The 17,305-nt window shown below is 61.2% G+C and carries 16 protein-coding genes and 3 pseudogenes; 8 read left to right on the top strand and 11 right to left on the bottom strand.

All coding sequences use genetic code 11. The features are described 5' to 3' along the window. Positions 1–53 precede the first annotated feature (53 nt). Positions 54–716: a sulfite oxidase-like oxidoreductase gene (locus QN222_RS07390; RefSeq protein WP_283962625.1), complete on the bottom strand. Its 663-nt coding sequence runs from the start codon at positions 714–716 to the stop codon at positions 54–56. A 437-nt stretch (positions 717–1,153) separates the two neighbouring features. Between QN222_RS07390 and QN222_RS07385 the strand changes: the two genes are divergently transcribed. The 3 genes from QN222_RS07385 (at position 1,154) to QN222_RS07375 (ending at position 5,086) form a co-directional block, all read left to right on the top strand. Beyond that, positions 1,154–2,239 carry a glycosyltransferase gene (locus QN222_RS07385; RefSeq protein ID WP_283962624.1) on the top strand — a complete coding sequence of 362 codons (1,086 nt, stop codon included), beginning with the start codon at positions 1,154–1,156 and terminating at the stop codon, positions 2,237–2,239. 9 nt (positions 2,240–2,248) lie between these two features. Next, positions 2,249–3,454, top strand: coding sequence for a glycosyltransferase (locus QN222_RS07380; RefSeq protein ID WP_283962623.1), 1,206 nt, complete (start codon positions 2,249–2,251; stop codon positions 3,452–3,454). Between the two features lie 168 nt (positions 3,455–3,622). Next, on the top strand, positions 3,623–5,086 hold the full coding sequence (locus tag QN222_RS07375; protein ID WP_283962622.1) for a lipopolysaccharide biosynthesis protein: 1,464 nt from the start codon (positions 3,623–3,625) through the stop codon (positions 5,084–5,086). Here QN222_RS07375 and QN222_RS07370 read toward each other — a convergent pair. From QN222_RS07370 to QN222_RS07355, 4 genes and pseudogenes are all read right to left on the bottom strand, one after another. Then, positions 5,021–6,364 carry a polysaccharide pyruvyl transferase family protein gene (locus tag QN222_RS07370; RefSeq protein ID WP_283962621.1) on the bottom strand — a complete coding sequence of 448 codons (1,344 nt, stop codon included), beginning with the start codon at positions 6,362–6,364 and terminating at the stop codon, positions 5,021–5,023. The genes QN222_RS07375 and QN222_RS07370 overlap by 66 nt on opposite strands. Before the next feature lie 397 nt (positions 6,365–6,761). Next, positions 6,762–7,052 (bottom strand): annotated as a pseudogene (locus QN222_RS07365) (transposase); the annotation flags it as partial. 7 nt (positions 7,053–7,059) lie between these two features. Beyond that, complete coding sequence (locus QN222_RS07360) at positions 7,060–7,839, bottom strand: glucose 1-dehydrogenase (protein WP_283962620.1); 780 nt, start codon at positions 7,837–7,839, stop codon at positions 7,060–7,062. A 107-nt stretch (positions 7,840–7,946) separates the two neighbouring features. After that, positions 7,947–8,324 (bottom strand): nuclear transport factor 2 family protein, encoded by a 378-nt coding sequence (locus tag QN222_RS07355; RefSeq protein ID WP_283962619.1) that lies wholly within the window; start codon positions 8,322–8,324, stop codon positions 7,947–7,949. A gap of 126 nt (positions 8,325–8,450) precedes the next feature. Here QN222_RS07355 and QN222_RS07350 point away from each other — a divergent pair, with 126 nt between their 5' ends. Next, on the top strand, positions 8,451–8,921 hold the full coding sequence (locus tag QN222_RS07350) for a MarR family transcriptional regulator (RefSeq protein ID WP_283962618.1): 471 nt from the start codon (positions 8,451–8,453) through the stop codon (positions 8,919–8,921). A gap of 248 nt (positions 8,922–9,169) precedes the next feature. Next, positions 9,170–9,613, top strand: coding sequence for a flavin reductase family protein (locus QN222_RS30310; RefSeq protein WP_336621013.1), 444 nt, complete (start codon positions 9,170–9,172; stop codon positions 9,611–9,613). A 102-nt stretch (positions 9,614–9,715) separates the two neighbouring features. Here QN222_RS30310 and QN222_RS07345 read toward each other — a convergent pair whose 3' ends face one another. Further along, positions 9,716–10,333, bottom strand: coding sequence for a TetR/AcrR family transcriptional regulator (locus tag QN222_RS07345; protein ID WP_283962648.1), 618 nt, complete (start codon positions 10,331–10,333; stop codon positions 9,716–9,718). A gap of 78 nt (positions 10,334–10,411) precedes the next feature. Between QN222_RS07345 and QN222_RS07340 the strand changes: the two genes are divergently transcribed. Further along, positions 10,412–11,386 (top strand): alpha/beta hydrolase, encoded by a 975-nt coding sequence (locus QN222_RS07340; protein ID WP_283962617.1) that lies wholly within the window; start codon positions 10,412–10,414, stop codon positions 11,384–11,386. A gap of 116 nt (positions 11,387–11,502) precedes the next feature. Further along, positions 11,503–11,634, top strand: a pseudogene (locus tag QN222_RS07335) (alpha/beta fold hydrolase); the annotation flags it as partial. 123 nt (positions 11,635–11,757) lie between these two features. Here QN222_RS07335 and QN222_RS07330 read toward each other — a convergent pair. The 5 genes and pseudogenes from QN222_RS07330 to QN222_RS07310 form a co-directional block, all read right to left on the bottom strand. Continuing rightward, positions 11,758–12,453, bottom strand: a complete 696-nt coding sequence (locus QN222_RS07330; RefSeq protein WP_283962616.1) for a type 1 glutamine amidotransferase domain-containing protein — start codon at positions 12,451–12,453, stop codon at positions 11,758–11,760. Between the two features lie 232 nt (positions 12,454–12,685). Then, complete coding sequence (locus QN222_RS07325) at positions 12,686–13,045, bottom strand: glutathione S-transferase family protein (RefSeq protein ID WP_283962615.1); 360 nt, start codon at positions 13,043–13,045, stop codon at positions 12,686–12,688. Positions 13,046–13,270: 225 nt separating this feature from the next. Continuing rightward, positions 13,271–14,164, bottom strand: coding sequence for an AraC family transcriptional regulator (locus QN222_RS07320; protein ID WP_283962614.1), 894 nt, complete (start codon positions 14,162–14,164; stop codon positions 13,271–13,273). A 95-nt stretch (positions 14,165–14,259) separates the two neighbouring features. Next, positions 14,260–14,559: pseudogene (locus QN222_RS07315) on the bottom strand (SDR family oxidoreductase); the annotation flags it as partial. A gap of 341 nt (positions 14,560–14,900) precedes the next feature. Then, on the bottom strand, positions 14,901–15,815 hold the full coding sequence (locus QN222_RS07310; protein WP_283962613.1) for a LysR family transcriptional regulator: 915 nt from the start codon (positions 15,813–15,815) through the stop codon (positions 14,901–14,903). Positions 15,816–15,982: 167 nt separating this feature from the next. On the opposite strand from QN222_RS07310, the gene QN222_RS07305 reads away from it, so the two are divergent. Continuing rightward, positions 15,983–17,275, top strand: a complete 1,293-nt coding sequence (locus QN222_RS07305) for a carboxymuconolactone decarboxylase family protein (protein WP_283962612.1) — start codon at positions 15,983–15,985, stop codon at positions 17,273–17,275. The last annotated feature ends 30 nt before the right edge of the window (positions 17,276–17,305 follow it).

The raw sequence follows: 17,305 nt of genomic DNA, 5'->3' as shown, positions 1-17,305 counted from the left end.
CGGCGACTGTAGCATCAAAATTCGCCGGTTGCATTGCCGAAGGCGGTCCCGCATCAATCGCCGGAATAGCGCTCCTCGAGCCAGGGGTCTCCGCGCATATGATAGCCGTTGCGCTCCCAGAAGCCGGCCCTGTCGGCGGCGCGGAAATCGATCCGCGTCAGCCACTTTGCGCTTTTCCAGAGATAGAGATGCGGCACGACGAGGCGCATCGGGCCGCCGTGGGCACGGCTGATCGGGCCCCCTTCCCAACTCGTCGCAAGGATCGCGTTCTCTGCGGCGAAGTCGGTGAGCGGAAGATTGGTGGTATAGCCGTCATAGCTCGTCAACAGGACATATTCCGCCTCGGGCTTCGGCATCACCAGGTCGAGGAGATCGCGCGTCAGCACGCCGTGCCAGCGATTGTCGTAGCGCGACCAGGTCGTCACGCAATGGATGTCGGAGAGACTGTCGCTCTGCGGCAACGACTGGAACGCCCTCCAGTCGAGCGACAAGGGCCTCTCGATGAGGCCCGTCAGGTCAAGCCGCCAGGTCTCCAGCGCAATGTGCGGCTGCTGTCCAAGATCCAGAACCGGCCAGTCGTTGACGAGATGCTGGCCGGGTGGCAGGCGGTCGATCTCCGGACGCCCGACGCGCCCCGTCAGGAACTTGCCACCCGCCGCCCATTGCCGCTTGGTGGACGTCAGTTTCGTTTCCGGTACCGGTTCGTCGTCGCCCATGATGCACCCATCGTCGTGCTTTTTATGGGATCGATTTGAGGCTCGAAAGACCGCGGCGTCAAGCGAGCGGTTCGCGCGTATGCCCGTACCACATTTGAGCTAGATCGATTGGGTGAACGTCGATTGACTATCTGCTCCCGCCGTGACAGTCTCTGCTGCAGTGCAGCAATGCTGCGCGCCTGTCTCGCACGGTCACCCGGCTCGGTGGAGGACTGCTTTCTTGCGGCTGGATGAATATTCTTTCGGAAGCTCCCACACTCCCGCGCCAGCCCCGTCGCCTTCGCTCATGTGTGGCCTGATATCGCAGGTTGCGCCGACTCAAGGGCGACCGACCCAACAATTGCCGTCATTCTGGAGTTGATGCCTTTTCGCCTCGCCCGTTCGGGTGAGGTGCAGCCCCACGGTCACGGCGAAATGTCTGATGAAGGAGAAGCGGTATGAAGGTCCTGTTTGCCGGCGGAAACGGTTATTATCCGGAGTTCAGCGGCGGCGTTCAGTCGAGCACGCACCACCTCGTCCAGCAGTTGCGTGACCGTGGTCATGAGGCCGGCGTATTGGCCGCCCTGTTCGGCGACGGCATGTTCGGCTTCAAGGCGCGCGTCAAGCTTAAGTTGTCCGGAGAGCGTGGCGTGATGGACAGCTTTCCCGGCTATCCCGTCGTTCGGGCCTGGCATCCGTGGGAGGCGGCAACTTTCGCCGTCAACAAGCTCCGCCCCGACGTGGCCGTTGTGCAGTGCCACAAATCGGTTCCGATCGGAAAGGCGTTGCAGGCGCACAATGTGCCGCTGGTGATCTATCTCCGAAACGTCGAATTTCACGAACTCGCCGGCGACCTCAGGGAACTGACCGCCGCCCACTACATCGCGAATTCGGAATTCACCGCCCGGACCTACAAGCAGAAATACGGGATCGACTCGGTGGTGATCCCGCCGACGATCAATCCCGAAACCTACAAGACGCCGACGACGCGCGAATATGTGACCTTCATCAATCCGTATAGCGAGAAGGGATTCGAGCTGGCGGTTCGCATCGCCGAGCAATGCCCCGACATTCCTTTCCTGTTCGTCGAGAGCTGGAAGCTCGCCGACGATCACCGGGCGGAGATCGAGAAGATCATCGCGCCGCTGAAGAACGTGCGACTCGAAAACCGCACCAGCGACATGAAGACCGTTTATGGGCGGACGAAGATCCTGCTTGCCCCGAGCAAATGGGAAGAGGCCTGGGGACGGGTGGCGTCCGAGGCCCATTGCAGCGGCATTCCGGTCGTCGGATCGACGCGCGGAGGGTTGCCGGAAGCGATCGGCGAAGGCGGCATCCTTCTCGACCACGATGGACCACTCGAACAATGGACCGGCGCGATCCGCCGTCTGTGGAGCGACGATGGCGAGTATGAACGGCTGTCGGCAGCGGCGTCGAAATTCGCCGAACGCCCGCTGATGCAGCCCGCCCGCCAGTTTGCCGCATTCCTCGAGGTTCTGGATCGCGCTGCCGCGAGCCGCGCCTCCGCGCTCAAGGCCTCTTGAGACCGCAACATGCGCGTCGGTTTCATAGTCGGTCAGTTTCCGTCGCTTTCGGAAACCTTCGTCATCGGCCAGATGGCCGGCCTCTTGCGTCGCGGCTTCGAGGTCGATGTCGTCTGCAACGGGATGTCGGATTATAACTTCGCGGATCGGCGCCAGGAGCCGCTCGCCACCCTTCTGGCACGAACCCGTGACTGGTGGGGCGCGGCGGCGCGCATGCGTCCAGCCATCGAGCGGCTGCCGGCGAAGATTCGCGACAAGGTCTCCACCGTGCTCGACATGTCGTCCGTCGCCCGCCTGAATGAATGCGATGTCCTCGTCGCCCATTTCGGGCACAACGGCGCTCGCGCCGCGCGACTGAAGAAATGGAAGCGGCTAAAGCCGCCGATCGTCACGATCTTCCACGGCTACGATGTCGGGGTGCCGCTCCAGGAGCGGGGACTCGGCCGATACAACGACCTGTTCGAATACGGCGCGCTGAACCTTACCGTGAATGGCTTCTTTCGCCGTGTTCTGATGGAGGCCGGAGCGCCGGAAGCCAAGGTTGCCGTGCACCATATGGGGATCGATCTCAAGAAGATCCCCTATCAATGGAAATCCTGGCGCGGCGCTCCGCTGCAATTGATTTCCGTATGCCGGCTGGCCGAGAAAAAGGGCGTGGAATACGCGCTGCGCGCGCTCGCGCGGCTGCGTGCCGACGCGCCGGAACTCGCCTGGCGCTATACGATCATCGGCGACGGTCCCTTGCGGCGAGAGCTGGAGGCGCTCGCCTCGGAGCTCGGCATCGCTGGACAGGTCTCCTTCCTCGGCAGCCTCGCCCACCAGGACGTCAAGGAGTGGCTGCGGCGCTCGCACACCTTCGTGCTGCCGAGCGTCACGGCCAAGAACGGCGATGTCGAAGGCATCCCTGTCGCGCTGATGGAGGCCATGGCCGCTGGCCTGACGGTGGTGAGTTCCAACCATTCCGGCATTCCCGAATTGATCGAGGATCAGAAGACGGGCTTCCTCGCCGACGAACGAGACGTCGAGACGCTTGCAAGCCGGCTGCGCTTCGTCGCGGAGCATCCGGAGCAATGCGAGGTCGTGGCGCTGCAAGCAAGGAAGAAGGTCGAGGCGGAATTCGACATGGAGGCGCTCGACGACGATTTCGCCGAGATCGTCGCCCGGTTCGCCAGAGCGCAAGGTGCGACGCCCGCTCGCATTGCTCTAACTCGCTAGGATCGATCGCGGTTTTACGATTTGGGGCGATCGACCCGCAATCGTCGCGATCCAGAACATTCACAGTTCGCGGAACAGAAAAACGCTCGAACTCTTTGAAACGACGCAGTTCCGGATGGAAAACGATCGCACACTTTTCCCGGAATTGCCCCAGTCGAGGCAAGTCGCTTGAACGCAGAAAACATCCAATTCGGTCGGCTCGCACTTCGTGGCGGGCTGGTGACGGGTGGTGCCCAGGCCATTCGCATGGTCATCCAGTTCGTCTCCGTCGTCGTGCTCGCACGTTTGCTGGCACCGGAGGACTTCGGCCTCGTCGCGTCGGTCAGCCCCGTTGTCGCCTTCGTCGGGCTTTTTCAGAATCTCGGGCTTCAGCAGGCGGTCATCCAGCGCAAGGAAATCGGGGAGAGGGAGCTCAACCACGTCTTCTGGATCAGTACGCTCGTCGGTCTCATCTGCACCCTCGTCGTGGTCGCGCTTTCCCCGGCAATTGCCGTTTTCTACGGCGACCAGCGCATGACGGCCATTGCGATTGCCGCAGCGCTGCCGCTGCTCCTCGGCAGCCTGGCCGCGCTGCCGCTCGCTTTGATGAACCGGCACCTGAAGTTCGGACAACTGGCGTTGAACGATGTCTATGCCGCAGTCGTGGGCCTTCTCGTCACTGCCGGGGCCGCCTATCTCGGCCTCGGCTACTGGTCGCTCGTTATCGGGCCTGCGGCCTCCGCCGCCGTCGCCCTCATGGCTGCATGGTGGGCCACGCGCTGGATGCCGGGCCGGCCGGCGTTTGCAATCGACCGCGACATCATCTCGTTCGGTGCCAATCTCACCGGCTTCAACCTGGTCAACTTCTTTTCGCGCAATCTCGACAACGTCCTGATCGGCAAGTATTCCGGGCCGATCGAGCTCGGCTATTACGACCGCGCCTACAAGCTTCTGCTGTTCCCGCTGCAGAACATCACCCAGCCTCTGTCGCGTGTGATGATACCGCTGATGAGCCGCATCCAGGAGGACAAGCCCCGGTTTCGCGATATCTACATGCGCACCAACTGGCTGCTCGCTGCGGTCACCATGCCCGGCATTGCGGCGCTGACCGTAGCGGCCGAACCAACGGTCGGCATCCTTTTCGGTGAGCAGTGGCTGGCGGTTGCGCCGATCTTCGCCTGGCTCGGGATCGCGAGCCTGATGCAGCCGGTCTCCAGCACCACGGGCTGGATCTTCATCTGCCAGGGCGAGACGAAGACGATGTTCCGCTGGGGCATATATTCGTCGCTGACGACGGTGCTTTCCTTTGTCGTCGGCCTGCAATGGGGCGCGATCGGTGTCGCCGCCGCCTATGCGATCAGCGGCTGCCTCCTGCGTGTCCCGGTGCTTGCCTGGCTGCTGCAGCGGGTGGGGCCGGTCTCGGCGATGGATTTCCTTTACGTCCAGGGCCTCTTTCTCGTATCGGCCCTGGCCGCCTGGATCGGCTACCGGCTGCTGCCGGAAGCCCTGACGGGAAGCTCGGACATCCTCGCCCTCGCTTCCGCGATCTGCCTCAACTACGGGCTTGCGCTCGTCTTCGCGCTGACCCTACGCCAGCCGCGCCAGGTCCTGTTCGACATCCTTTCGAAGGCCATGAGCGCCGTACGCCGATAGGCCTTCGATTACGGGGCGCAGTTGGTCCGCCGCTGACATCGCCGAGGCGTGCTCCTCGAGCACGGCCTTCAGGCTCGTCTCGCGATAATGGTCGAGCTTGCCGACGAAGCGGTCGAGCTTGCCGCTCGCCTCTTCCGGCGTCACCGTATCGATATCGAGCAGCACATCGTCGACGCCGACGCGCTTGGCGACTTCCTTGGTCTTGAACTCGTAGGCGATCGGCAGCACCGGGGTACCGACGCAAAGCGACATGATCATCATGTGCATGCGCGTCGCCACGACGAAATCGAGCCCTCTGGCGATTGCCATCAACTGTTCCGGCGTGTGGAACGACGCATCGACCGACACGTGCTCGGCGATTTCGGGCGCGAGTCCCGAGACGATCAGGTTCGCCGTCTTCGAATCGTCATGCGCGTACTCCGGCACGCCCTGGCAGGTCGAAATGAACGTGACCTTCTTGCCGTGGTCGCGCACGAGCTTCGTCGCGATCTCGCGGACGGAGTCGATGTACCGGCCCATGCCGCCGTCGCCGCCCTTGACGTAATGCCAGTGCCGCACGGAGATACCGACGCGGCGCGTCGGTGCCGGACGGCCGATCATCAGCAGCGCCTTGATCCGCTCGACATCGGCAAGCGCGAAGACGGAATCGGCGACCACGTGGCATTTCGACGGATCGTCGACGAGATCGAGTATATGGTTGCGCGACCGCGCGTCGCGCAGGAGGATCAGCGGGCTGCGGGCGAAAATCGGCGGAAGCATCCGTCGGTTGTAGGGCTTCTCGAACGGGCCGAGCGACTGGGTGAAGAAGATCGTCTTCTTGCCGAGCATCTCACCAAGCTTGAACTGGTTGATGCGCCGCTCGAGCGAATAGTTCTCGACGAGATAGGTGCCTCCGGTGGTGATCACCAGATCAGCGTCCTTGTAAAGCGCAAGGCTCTTTCGATCCTCATCACTGAAGAAACGCCGGTCGAGATAATTGCCGCAGCCAAGATGACGCAAGGCGTGGAACACGGCCTGGTTATAGACCTGCTTCAGCGCATTCTTGACCGTGTTGTCGTCGTATTTGTACTTGAAGATCGATTCCGACGGGAGTTTGCGAAGCTCGATGTCGGGATATTGTTCTTTCGGATACAGTCGCGCGGCGACTTCCGGCTGGCTGTCGAACACCAGGAATTCGACCTTCTCGCCCAATATCGATTTCAGGATATGCCTGATCGCGAAAAGAATGGCCGCGTCGCCCGTGTTCAAGCAGACGGTGTTTTCGACTACAACTTTCATGCTCTGTCATCCCCGTTGAAAGTCTCGCCAGACATTGGGAGGTGATGCCGGCCGACTTTGCCGCTTGCAGAGGTATTCCGTTCCCGACGGACAACCCGCAATAGCGTTCTGTCGCGAAGTTTTGGTGAATTCATGGCCGATGAAGCGGTTTTCGCCGCAACGCAGCATAAGAGCGGACACTGCCTGATGATGGGCAGCGGATGCTATGCTAACGGCAACCGAGTCTGGCCTAGGCAGCGATTGTGAGCTCAAAAGCAGCCGGAAATGACGCTGAGCCGTTTGCGGTGGCAAAACAACCGCTTAGCTAGCCGATCGAAATGTTCTCGGGATCGATGTCTTGGGGATGCCGTTTACAGGTTTGGATGCCCCCTCATAGTAAGCGACAAGCCGAGGCCGTTCAGGCGGCGTAATTCCACGGCATGAGTGCGTCGATTTCGCTGCTCGGCCAGCCATTGGCAATGCGCTCGAGGGGCTGAGTGAGCCAGGCGAGCGGAGCGACGTTGTTCATTTTTGCCGTCTGCAGAAGTGTCGCGATGGTCGCCCAGGTCCTTCCGCCGCCGTCGCTGCCGGCGAAGAGTGAGTTCTTTCTCGTGATTGCAATCGGCCGGATTGCCCGTTCAGCGGCATTGTTATCGACCTCAATACTACCGTCATCAAGGAAACGGCAAAGCGATACCCAACGGGAAAGCCGCGCGTCAACGTGGCCCCGGGATGGTGAAACCGCCGTCAACGAGGATCGACTGACCGGTGATGAAGCGGGCTTCTTCAGTGCAGAGCCATACGGCCACGTCAGCAATGTCTTCCGGCGTTCCAAGCCGCTTCAATGCCGCCTTGGCGGCCAGGGGAGCACGGATTTCATCACCATGTTTCCGGAACATGGGCGTGTCGATAACGCCGGGATTGATATTGTTGATGCGGATTCCAGCCGGACCAACCTCCAGCGCGATCGCCCGGATCATCGCATCAAGTCCCGCCTTGCTGGCCGAATAGGCTGACGTACCGGCCGTCGCTGCTGTCGAGAGAAAGGACGAGGTGTTGACGATCGCGCAGTCCGTGCCGTTCTTCAGCATTGATTGCAGTGCATATTTCGTCATCAGCCATACGCCTTTAAGATTGATGGCGATGATCTCGTCGAAGGCTTCCTCCGTCATGTCAACGATTGGATCTCCATTCCCCTGAATGCCGGCGTTGTTGAACAGATGGTCCAATCGGCCAAAATGCTGCACCGTTTCCAAAACGATGCGCCTGGCATCGTCCGCGCGCGACACGTCCCCAGCTATGGCCAAGGATGTCCCGCCTTTCGCCTGGATGCTCACGGCTGTTTGTTCGAGAACATCGTGCCGCCGGCCGACAAGGACCACGCTCGCGCCCTCCCGCGCAAATGCATGCGCCGCCGCAGCACCGATCCCGGTGCCAGCACCTGTAATGATTACGGTCTTGCCTGCAAGCCGTACGTTGTCCTTCGGTTCATTCATGCTTTAGCTCCGTTGATCGTATTCAGCCGACGGCAAAGTCCAGCAAGCCACCCTCGTGAGGCCCGGCCCGAGACTCTCTAATCGCCAACATCGTCTTGCGACGAGGTTCACGGGGCATCCCCGATATCAAAACGCGCGATCTTACCGCTTTCCATGCGAAAGATGTGCATCACCGTCTTGTCCTTGAGCCCATGCGTCTGCCCCTTTAGCGGCTGGCCATCAAGATCGAACACGGACTGGATCACCTCCACAGCGATGACACCATCATCTGTTGTCCGAAAGGCCACCGGCTCAACATGAGGACTGACGACGCCCCATTGCCGTATCCAATAATCGCGCACAGCCTCACGCCCATGAACGTGGCCTCCATCCATACCGTTCGCCCAGGTGACATCATTGACAAGCTCGGCGAGGACCCCGTCGATGTCTCGGGCGTTAAAGCGCTCGTAGATGCGTTTGATAATTTCAACGTGGGTTTCGGACATATCGTTTCCTCAAAATGGGTTGACCGGACTTATTGGGCGGCAGGGAGCCGAACTTGCCAGTTCGCCTGCCGGAGATATATATGCACGTATGTAAATTGGTCAACCATGGGAAAGGATATACGGAGGATGAAAAATGACGTGCTTTCTACGCCGGGGCATCTCATCAGTCTTGCAGCGCGGGGGTTTGCCCGTTTAAGCGAGGCACGCCTGAAGCCGCTCGGATTCGGGGTGGGCTACTTGCCAGTGCTGATCGCGCTGCAGAACGGGAAAGCAAGCACGCAACGCGATCTGGCCCGCTTCGCCAAGGTAGAGCAACCGCCGATGGCACAAATGCTCGCGCGAATGGAGCGGGACGGTTTGATCCAGCGAACCCCTCACCCGGAAGATGGGCGAAGTAGCCGCATAGTCCTTACGAGGGCCGCGCAGGCACGTTTGCCGGACGCAATTGAGACCCTGTTCAAAGGAAATCGTGACGCAATGGATGGGTTCACCGAGGAAGAAGCTGTTCAACTCGTCGCCTTACTCACTCGGCTGATCGAAAATCTGGATCGAATCACTGCCAGCGTTGACGGGAACAAGTCGCGCAACCGAGAATGAAAGGTGCGGGAACTTCCGAACGACTATCGTCAGCGCCCTGGGCTGCGAGGGCGTCCTGGACGTGCAATTGCTTCTTCCAAAGCCAGATGTGCTAAGCCCTCGCCGATGGCCATCAACGCTGCTGCACCACCTCCCCGGATAGCATGCCTGCGGTTCGTCAGCTCGCGGCACGGAACAGCACCACTAGTTGGTGAGCTCGCGCACGACTGGTCGGGACAGCTTCTTGCTAGTCACGACAGATCGAGGGAATGAATAAGGTTGTCAAGGCATCGCACCATGGCAGTTTCCAGAAGAGCGCTGGCGCAGCTTGGTCATCATGGGTGGAGAAAAGATGGTTCAATCGTCTACGCAGCCGGCAGGAAGCGCCCGAGTTCCAGCAAAGCAGTTTCGACGACAAGGTTTTCAGGGAGACCCTCAGCCACTATCCAACCGGCGTAGCAGTGATAACTGCGGAGACCGAGGGCGACGGACCCGTGGGCATGGTGGTCGGTTCCTTCACGGCAGTCTCTTTACGGCCACCGCTGGTCGCCTTCTTTTGCGTTCACTGCAAAAAAATGCGTCGAAATCCAGCGCCGAAATTCCGACGGCTTCGATTCCCGAGTTGGCGACGACGATGTCGATCTTGCCAAAGTGGCCCTTTGCCTCGGCGAAAATGGCACCGAACTCGACAGGCCTGCACACATCGGCCTTGATCGACAGAGCTTGGTGACGAGCTGCTCGATACGGTCTCTCTCGCGTCGCTCTCGCTCGACGCATGGTCGTGCGCCAGCTCTGCCGGTTCTGCGTTTTGCAAGTCAATGTGTTCGCCCATCCTTGGGAATCCGTGCTGCGACGCCCGCCACTACATCTTCAACGATCTCCTGCAGTTCCGCTAGCTCGCTACCGTCGCGCGCCTGGATCGAAATACCCTGCATGACGGCAGCCAGATGGCGCGCCAAGCGCCGAACCTCGTCCGCGCCGGCAAAGGGCTGGAGCGCTTCCCCAATCCGCTCGCGCATAGCATCACGGCGCGTGGCCGCGTCGCGGGCGAGCGGGGCATGCTCCGGATGACAAGCGATCATGCCACTTGAGATCAGGCAGCCACGTTCACGGTGAGGGTCGGTTACGGCTCTCACGGCTTCCTCGAGCAATACTCGTACTGCGTCCGCCAGCGACCCCGCCGATTTGATGGACGCCACATCCAGGCATCCAAGCGTCTTCTCGTAGCGTGTAACTGCTTCCCGGTAGAGCTCCGCCTTGCTGCCAAAGGCAGCGTAGAGGCTTGGGGGCGCTATTCCTATCTCCGTCGTGAGATCACCGATCGACACCCCTTCATAGCCGTGCCGCCAGAACAGCCGCATCGCGGTTTCGACCGCCTTTTCTCGGTCGAAACTCCAAGGTCGTCCGCCGCGTGATTTTGCTTTGCTTTCCATATCGGTCACTAAACAACCCTTGACAGACGAAGTCAAGTACGTTGAATAGCGCTCGCTAAACAACATGGAGCGACACTCATGAGCCACTCGAGACGTACCTTCCTCGCCGGCGCGGCCGGCCTCGCCACCTTGGTCATCGAAGCCGCACATGCGGCGCCGCGAGATCATGCGGCATCCGCTGGCAGCGCTGCCCCTGGGTCGGAGGCCGATAGAGCACTTACGGCAGCGCGCGAACCATTCGCCGTGCGCTCGGCGGATGGCGTGATGCTGACAGGCGAGACGCTGGGCGACGGCCAAGCGCCGGAGGTCCTCTTCATCCATGGCCTGCGTCAGAGCCGCCTGAGCTGGGAAAAGCAGTTCGCCGATCCTGCGCTGGCGGGCTTTCGCATGGCGAGCTTCGACCTTCGTGGCCATGGCGATTCCGACAAGCCGACCGCACTCGACGCCTATTCCGATGCCGATCGATGGGCGGACGATGTCGCCGCCGTAATCGCCGGCGCCAAGCTTCGCCGGCCAGTGCTCGTGGGATGGTCACTCGGCGGTTTCGTGGCCGGCGCCTATCTGCGCAAATACGGGGGTTCGGCAGTTGCCGGCGTCAATCTAGTCGACGCCGTCACCAGGCTGTCGCCGGATCTCCTCACCGAGGAGGCGGCGACCTTCACCGGCACCTCCACTTCGCACGACCTGGCAGAGCGCACCGCGGCCACGGCCGATTTCCTCGCCGCCTGCTTCCACCGGCCGCCGACCGCGGTGGAGATGCAGCGCATGCTGGTCATCAACGGCATGACCGCCCGCGCGGTGAACGAGGGCTTCATCAAGACGGAGACAACCGATCTCGAACCCGTATTCAACGCCTTTGCCGGCCCGATCCTGCTGACGCATGGCGTCCACGACCGGCTGGTTCGCGTCGCGATGTCGGAACGGATCAAGTCCAGCCACGCTAACAGCCGGCTCTCGCTTTTCTCCGACAGCGGACACAGCCCCTTTTATGAGGAGCCGGTACGGTACGGACAGGAGCTTGCCGCCTTCGTGCAGGCCGCCAACAGGAGCTGAGGATCGACGTGAACCTGGATCGGCGACACTGTCCTTCAAACTCTACCATCGACATCACGGCTGCCCGCAGGCGTGATGCGGTAGCGCCGTTCTTTCCGGGCTTCCGCACCTTGGACATGGACGCCGGCGGCGTTCGCTTCGCCGGCGTCATCGGCGGCGCAGGGCCGCCGCTCCTGCTGCTTCATGGCTTTCCCGAGACGCATATCGCGTGGCGCAAGGTCGACCCAATGCTGGCACGTCACCACACGCTGGTCATCCCTGAGCTGCCCGGCTATGGCGCCAGCCGGCCGCACGCGACGTTCCCGCGCTGGACCAAGCGGCGCAGCACGCTACTGACCCGACGCAAGATGGTCAGCCGGGCACGCACTTCGTCAACGAAGCGCGGCGATGACCGCGTCCGCGAGCGCCGCCGACGATGCGGGATTCTGGCCGGTCAGGAGGTTGCCGTCCTCGACGACATAGACGGCCCAATTCGGCCCCTGCTCAAAGAGCGCGCCGGACTTGCGCAGCGTGTCAGCGAGTAGCCAGGGCGCATTGTCGGCGGTCCCGAACTCGATTTCCTCCTCATCTGTGAGGGAGGTCATTTTGCGCCCCGCGAAAGGCCATTGCCCGTTCTCGTCCCTGGCAGCCAGCAGCGCCGCCGGGCCGTGGCAGACCGCGGCGATGATCTTCTGGTCTCGATTGGCTTCAATCAGAACGCGGCCCATATCGGGATCCTTGTAGAGGTCCTCCACCGGCCCGTGCCCGCCGGGCACGACGACGGCATCGTAGCGGCTCACTTCGACGTCGGTGAGGACCAGAGGTTCTTCGACCCGTTCCGAGTTTTTGGTCAGATAGCTGCGCATGCGTTCGGCCACTTCCTCACCTACGATCTTGGGGTCCAGGCTGCGCGCGTCCATCGTGGGAGCGATACCGCCCGGGCTCGCGAGGTCGACCTGGAAGCCCGCCTTGATCAGGGCCTCGTCGACCACGACGAATTCCTCGGCCCACACCCCCGTTTCGTAGACGGAGCCATCGGCCCGGGTCCATTTGTCCGCTGCCGAAAGAACAATCAGAATATTGGTCATTGATCTTCTCCATGATGGCATTGCTCGTTTTCGCTCACCGTCACCTACTTAGTCGGCTCGGTCCCACGGTGGTGAACAGAATATGGCGGCAAAGCACTCGTCGATGTTGCCCGAAGCTCGCCGAGTCTTGCCTGAATCTCCGGAGTGATCGGCAAGCTGCGCGACCATCAAGTCTTAGTGTCGTGGCGGCGCATCCGCGCTGCCTGCAGCCTGCTTCAACGGCTCAATGATGTCAGACTTGCCAACTGGCTTTCAGATTGCCACTCGGATTCCCGTCAAAACGCGGTAAGCGCTGGCCCGGCAGGAGATCGTAAGGCCCCTGCCAACCCGGAACTGCCGCGAGCCGGTCCAGCCACGACCGGATATGCTGGTAGCTGCGCGCGAGGTCGTAACCGATCTCGTCCTCGGGATAGGACAGGTAGGCGCACATCGAGATGTCAGCGACGGTGACATCGGCCCCCACGACGAACCGCCGATCCCGAAGCCGGTTTTCGAGGATTCCGAGAAAGTCGTCGATACGACGGCGAAAGTAGCCGAGCACGACCCGATCGGTTCCTTCGCTGAACGTGCGCATGAAGCGATAGGCGGCCATGTACGAAACGGCGTAACCTTGATCGTCCGCTTGCCCTCCATAATGGCCGGCAGGCCGATGCTTTGTTGCTGAATCCTCTGTCGCCCTTTCCCGATTCTGCAAATCGATCGCGAGAATATGCTGACTCTGTCGGCCATCTAAGCGCGTTCTCTGGCGCCGCTTTCCGTCCGATTGCTGATGGGGCCGCGCCATGGGTGCGGGCGGCGAACCCCTGCCGGCTCGTTGCTATGCCACTGCTTCCAAGCTGCCCTTGGCAACCTTGATGTACTTTACGGGCGACAGGCCGAACATCCTGCCATATTCGCGTGTGAATTGAGGCACGCTTTCATAGCCGACCGTATAGGCGGCATGGCTGGCAGAGGCGCCTTCCACGAGCATTAAGCGCCGCGCTTCGATCAGGCGCAGTTGCTTCTGAAACTGCAGAGGCGACAGTGTCGTTATGGCGCGGAAATGTTGGTGGAATGAGGAAGCGCTCATCCTGGCGGCTTCCGCAAGGCGTTCGACAGGCAAGGGCTTTGCATACTCCTCACGAATAAGAGCGACTGCGCGCGCGATGCGCTGTGCGTGGCTTTCTGGACAGCCGAGCCGCCGGACCGCAGTTCCATGCCGCCCGGACAGGAGCCAATAGTGCATCTCGCGGACGACTTGAGCTTGCAGCACTGGCACGGATTCGGGCCGCTCTAGGAGACGCATCAGGCGGAGCGCGGTGTCTGCGACCTCCTGATCGGTGGGATCAATGCGGACGGGGACATTCCTCCCCTCCCGCGCGACCTTCATCTCCACCGAAAGCTCCGCAATGACTGTCGGATCGAGATATAGCGCGAGCGAAAGATAGGGCTCGGCGGGGCTCGCACGGGCGATCTGGCTTACAGTCGGCACATCCGCAGTAATGAGTAAGGTTGACCCGGTGTTGTGCGTGAAGCTCTGATCGCCCAGCGAAATCTGCTTCGTTCCCTGCACGACGAGGCACACGAGAGGGCGGTTGATCGCGTGCTGAAGCTCGGTCTTCTTGGTTTGCCGAATAGCGATCAGACCCGGAATGGGCGTCCGGGCCAGACCGGTTAGATCGGAATGGGCCTCCGTATAGCGGCGAACGGCTCTGAGAAGATCGTCGGTCATGACGCGAAGAAATCACATCCGGATCGAAGCATAAAGCCCGTTTGGAGGAACAAGCAAAGATACCCGAGATTTGAGCAATGTCGTTCCCGCTCGTATCAGGTTGTGGCTGAGGGCCAGCCCTCAAACCTGAGCATGCCGCCGTCGACGCAAAGTTCTGCGCCGGCAATAAAGCTGCTTTCATCACTGGCAAGAAACAAAGCCGCCGCTGCCACCTCGCCTGGCTGCCCAAGGCGCCCGAGCGGGATAAGCTTCGTCAAGGTGTCGCGCACCTCATCGGAAGCGGAGTCGAACATCGGCGTGTCGGTCGGGCCGGGGCTGACGACATTGACCCGGATGCCCTTGGTCGCGAGTTCGTTCGTCCAGGTTCGGGCGAAGGAGCGCACGGCCGCCTTGCTGGGTGTTCCGTCCTTACAAGCTGATTTCAGAGCCAAACAACGTTGCTTTTAGCACTAAAGGAACTGAGTTTGGCTCTAGGCAGCGATTCTGAACTCAAAAGCAACCCCAAATGGCTCTGAGCCGATTCCAGCATAAAATCAGCAACTTCCGCGAGGGGCAACAACGAAACTGATGGCTTATGGATCCTTTCATGGCAAGTGGACTGATAATCGGATCGGAGCAGGCCCGAGCGATCGGGCTGATCTCAACGAGGAACTGGTATTGAGCAAAATCCACCACGGCGTTGCTGTTTCTCGCATCCCCTGACGTTCAAGGCTTCCCAACGGTCCGACGGGGAGCATCACGTCTGTTGCGAGACCTCCCGAACCACGCGTCGAAGCCACTGGTGCCCAAGATCTGCGTCATGACGTGCATGCCAGGCCTGAACGACCCGAAACGGCGGAATGTCGATAGGGGGCGGGAAGAAGCGAAGCGGCAGCCGACTGACCACTGGCCCGAAAAGGCGGCGAGGTTCAGTTGCGACGAGGTCGGACGAGTCGACCAGAAACGGAGCCATCAGGAAGTGCCCAACGGTAACGGCGACCTTTCTCTTTAAGCCGCGCTCCGCCAGCACGGCATCGACATAACCATGCGGATTGCCTTTCGTCGATACCTGAAGATGACGCAGGGACAGGTAGCGGTCGAGATCGAGGGAACCTGCAAGGGCGGGATGGTCGCCGCGGCCCGCACAGACAAAATCCTCCTCGTAAAGCAGTTCCTCACATATGTGCGAAGGCGGCGCGGGAAAGTTGCCGGCGATGAGCTCGACTGATCCTTCTTCCAGCATAGACAGGCCTACACCGTGGCTGGTGTTTCGAATCACGAGCGATATGTTCGGCGCTTCGCGCTCCACACGTGCCGTGAGCCGAGGCAGGAGCACGTAGGCCGCATAGTCGGACAGGCCAAGCACGAACTGTCGTCTGCTTTCTTCTGGCGCGAACGTCCGGCTGCCGCGCAACACACCTTCGACCTGCTCGAGGATCGACCGGATAGCCGGAGCGGCGTCCAGTGCAGCCGGCGTCGGCACCATGCCCCGCGGCGAGCGGACGAAGAGCGGATCTCCGAATAGGGCGCGCAAGCGATTGAGTGCGTGACTGACCGCTGGCTGAGTGAGCCCGATTCGCTCGGCGGCCCGGGTGGCATGGCCTTCGGCCACCAGGGCGTCGAACACTACCAAGAGGTTGAGGTCTATGCGGGAGATATTCGCTGTGTGCATCATAGCGATACTAATTATTCATTGGATTCATCACAAGGCCTCCGCAATCATCGGTCTCATCCTTTGGTCACCCTGGCCAAGCAGAAGGGATCCTCAAAACGATGGTTAAAGCATGGAACGGTGCCGGGCCTGACAGTGGCGGCACGACAGATCGGGACAGACGAACGATGCTCACAACATCCGTAGGACTAGTGACCGCCGCCGCTCTCGGTAACTCCGCGGCCGCCCAACCGACCGGCGCCTTAGCTGGCGATCGCCGCGCAAGGGGCCTTGAAGCGCTCAGGGCCGTTGGTGGCGCGGACTTCAGTCGGACCCTGGATCCGCTTTCCGCGGATCTTTCCCGGCTTCTCATCGAAGACGCCTATGGGGATGTCATGGCGCGTCCTGGCCTGTCCCAGAAAATGCGCGAGCTCATCAATGTGGCCGTGATCACCGTACTCGGCACAGCGCGCCCCGCGCTTCGCTTTCACATCGCCGGGATGCTGGAAACCGGCTGGAGTCCGCGCGAGATAGTCGAGACCTTGCTCCATAGCGTCGTTTACGGCGGCTTTCCTTTCGCCCAGGATGCCATACTCCTCGCGCGCGAAGTGTTCGCCGAGCGCGGCGTGACGTTCGAAGCGGACAGCGGGCGGCCGGACGGCGATGACTGGGCGCTCGGCGTTCAACAGTTGCTCAAGACAGGCGGCGATGACGCCGGCACCTTTGCCCGCCGTGTGATCGACGGAAGTGGGCCGTCGCCCGAACTTGATCGGCTGACAGTGGAATTTGCGCACGGCGAAATCTGGAATCGACCGGGGCTCGCGCTCAAGGATCGCGAACTGGCGACACTCGCCATGGTGATAGCTATCGGCAACCTCGACAGTTCGGTTCGCTTCCACGTCGAGGCATGTCTCCGCACAGGTTGGACACGCGCGGAGATCACCGAGTTGCTGATTCAGATGCCGGTCTACATTGGTTGGCCGCAGGCACTGACGGCAGTGGAGCCCGCGCTGGCTGTATTTGCCGAAGCGGAAGGGCCTGGCGGCCTTGCCACGCCGTCAAGTTCCGGCGAGGCAATCGCCACACAGCGTGCACAGACAGAGACCGACGACGTTCGGTTTAACCGGGGTGTCGCCGCCATGGGCGAGATCAGCCAGGCTTCGGGCGAGGCCGTGGTCAACGCGTTCCATGACGTCGCTCCCGATCTCGGCCGCTATATCCTTGAGTTCTCCTATGGAGAAGTATTCTCCCGGTCTGGGCTCGATCTCAAATCGCGCGAACTAGCCACAGTCGCCGCACTTACGGCGCGTGGCACGAAAGCGGATGAAACACCGCTCAAGGTTCACGTCGCAGGCGCGTTGAACACCGGGGCGACAAGGCAACAAGTGACCGAGGCCATTCTCCACATGCTGCCCTATGCCGGCTTCAGCCGCGTTCAGTCAGCTATGGTCACCGCGAGCCAGGTCTTTTCCGAACGGTAGAAAACAAACCGCCGGACCGAGCAGGTCCTT

It is taken from the genome of Sinorhizobium sp. 6-70, from assembly GCF_030124375.1.
GTDB lineage: Bacteria > Pseudomonadota > Alphaproteobacteria > Rhizobiales > Rhizobiaceae > Sinorhizobium.
This window is presented reverse-complemented; position numbering and strand designations above follow the sequence as displayed.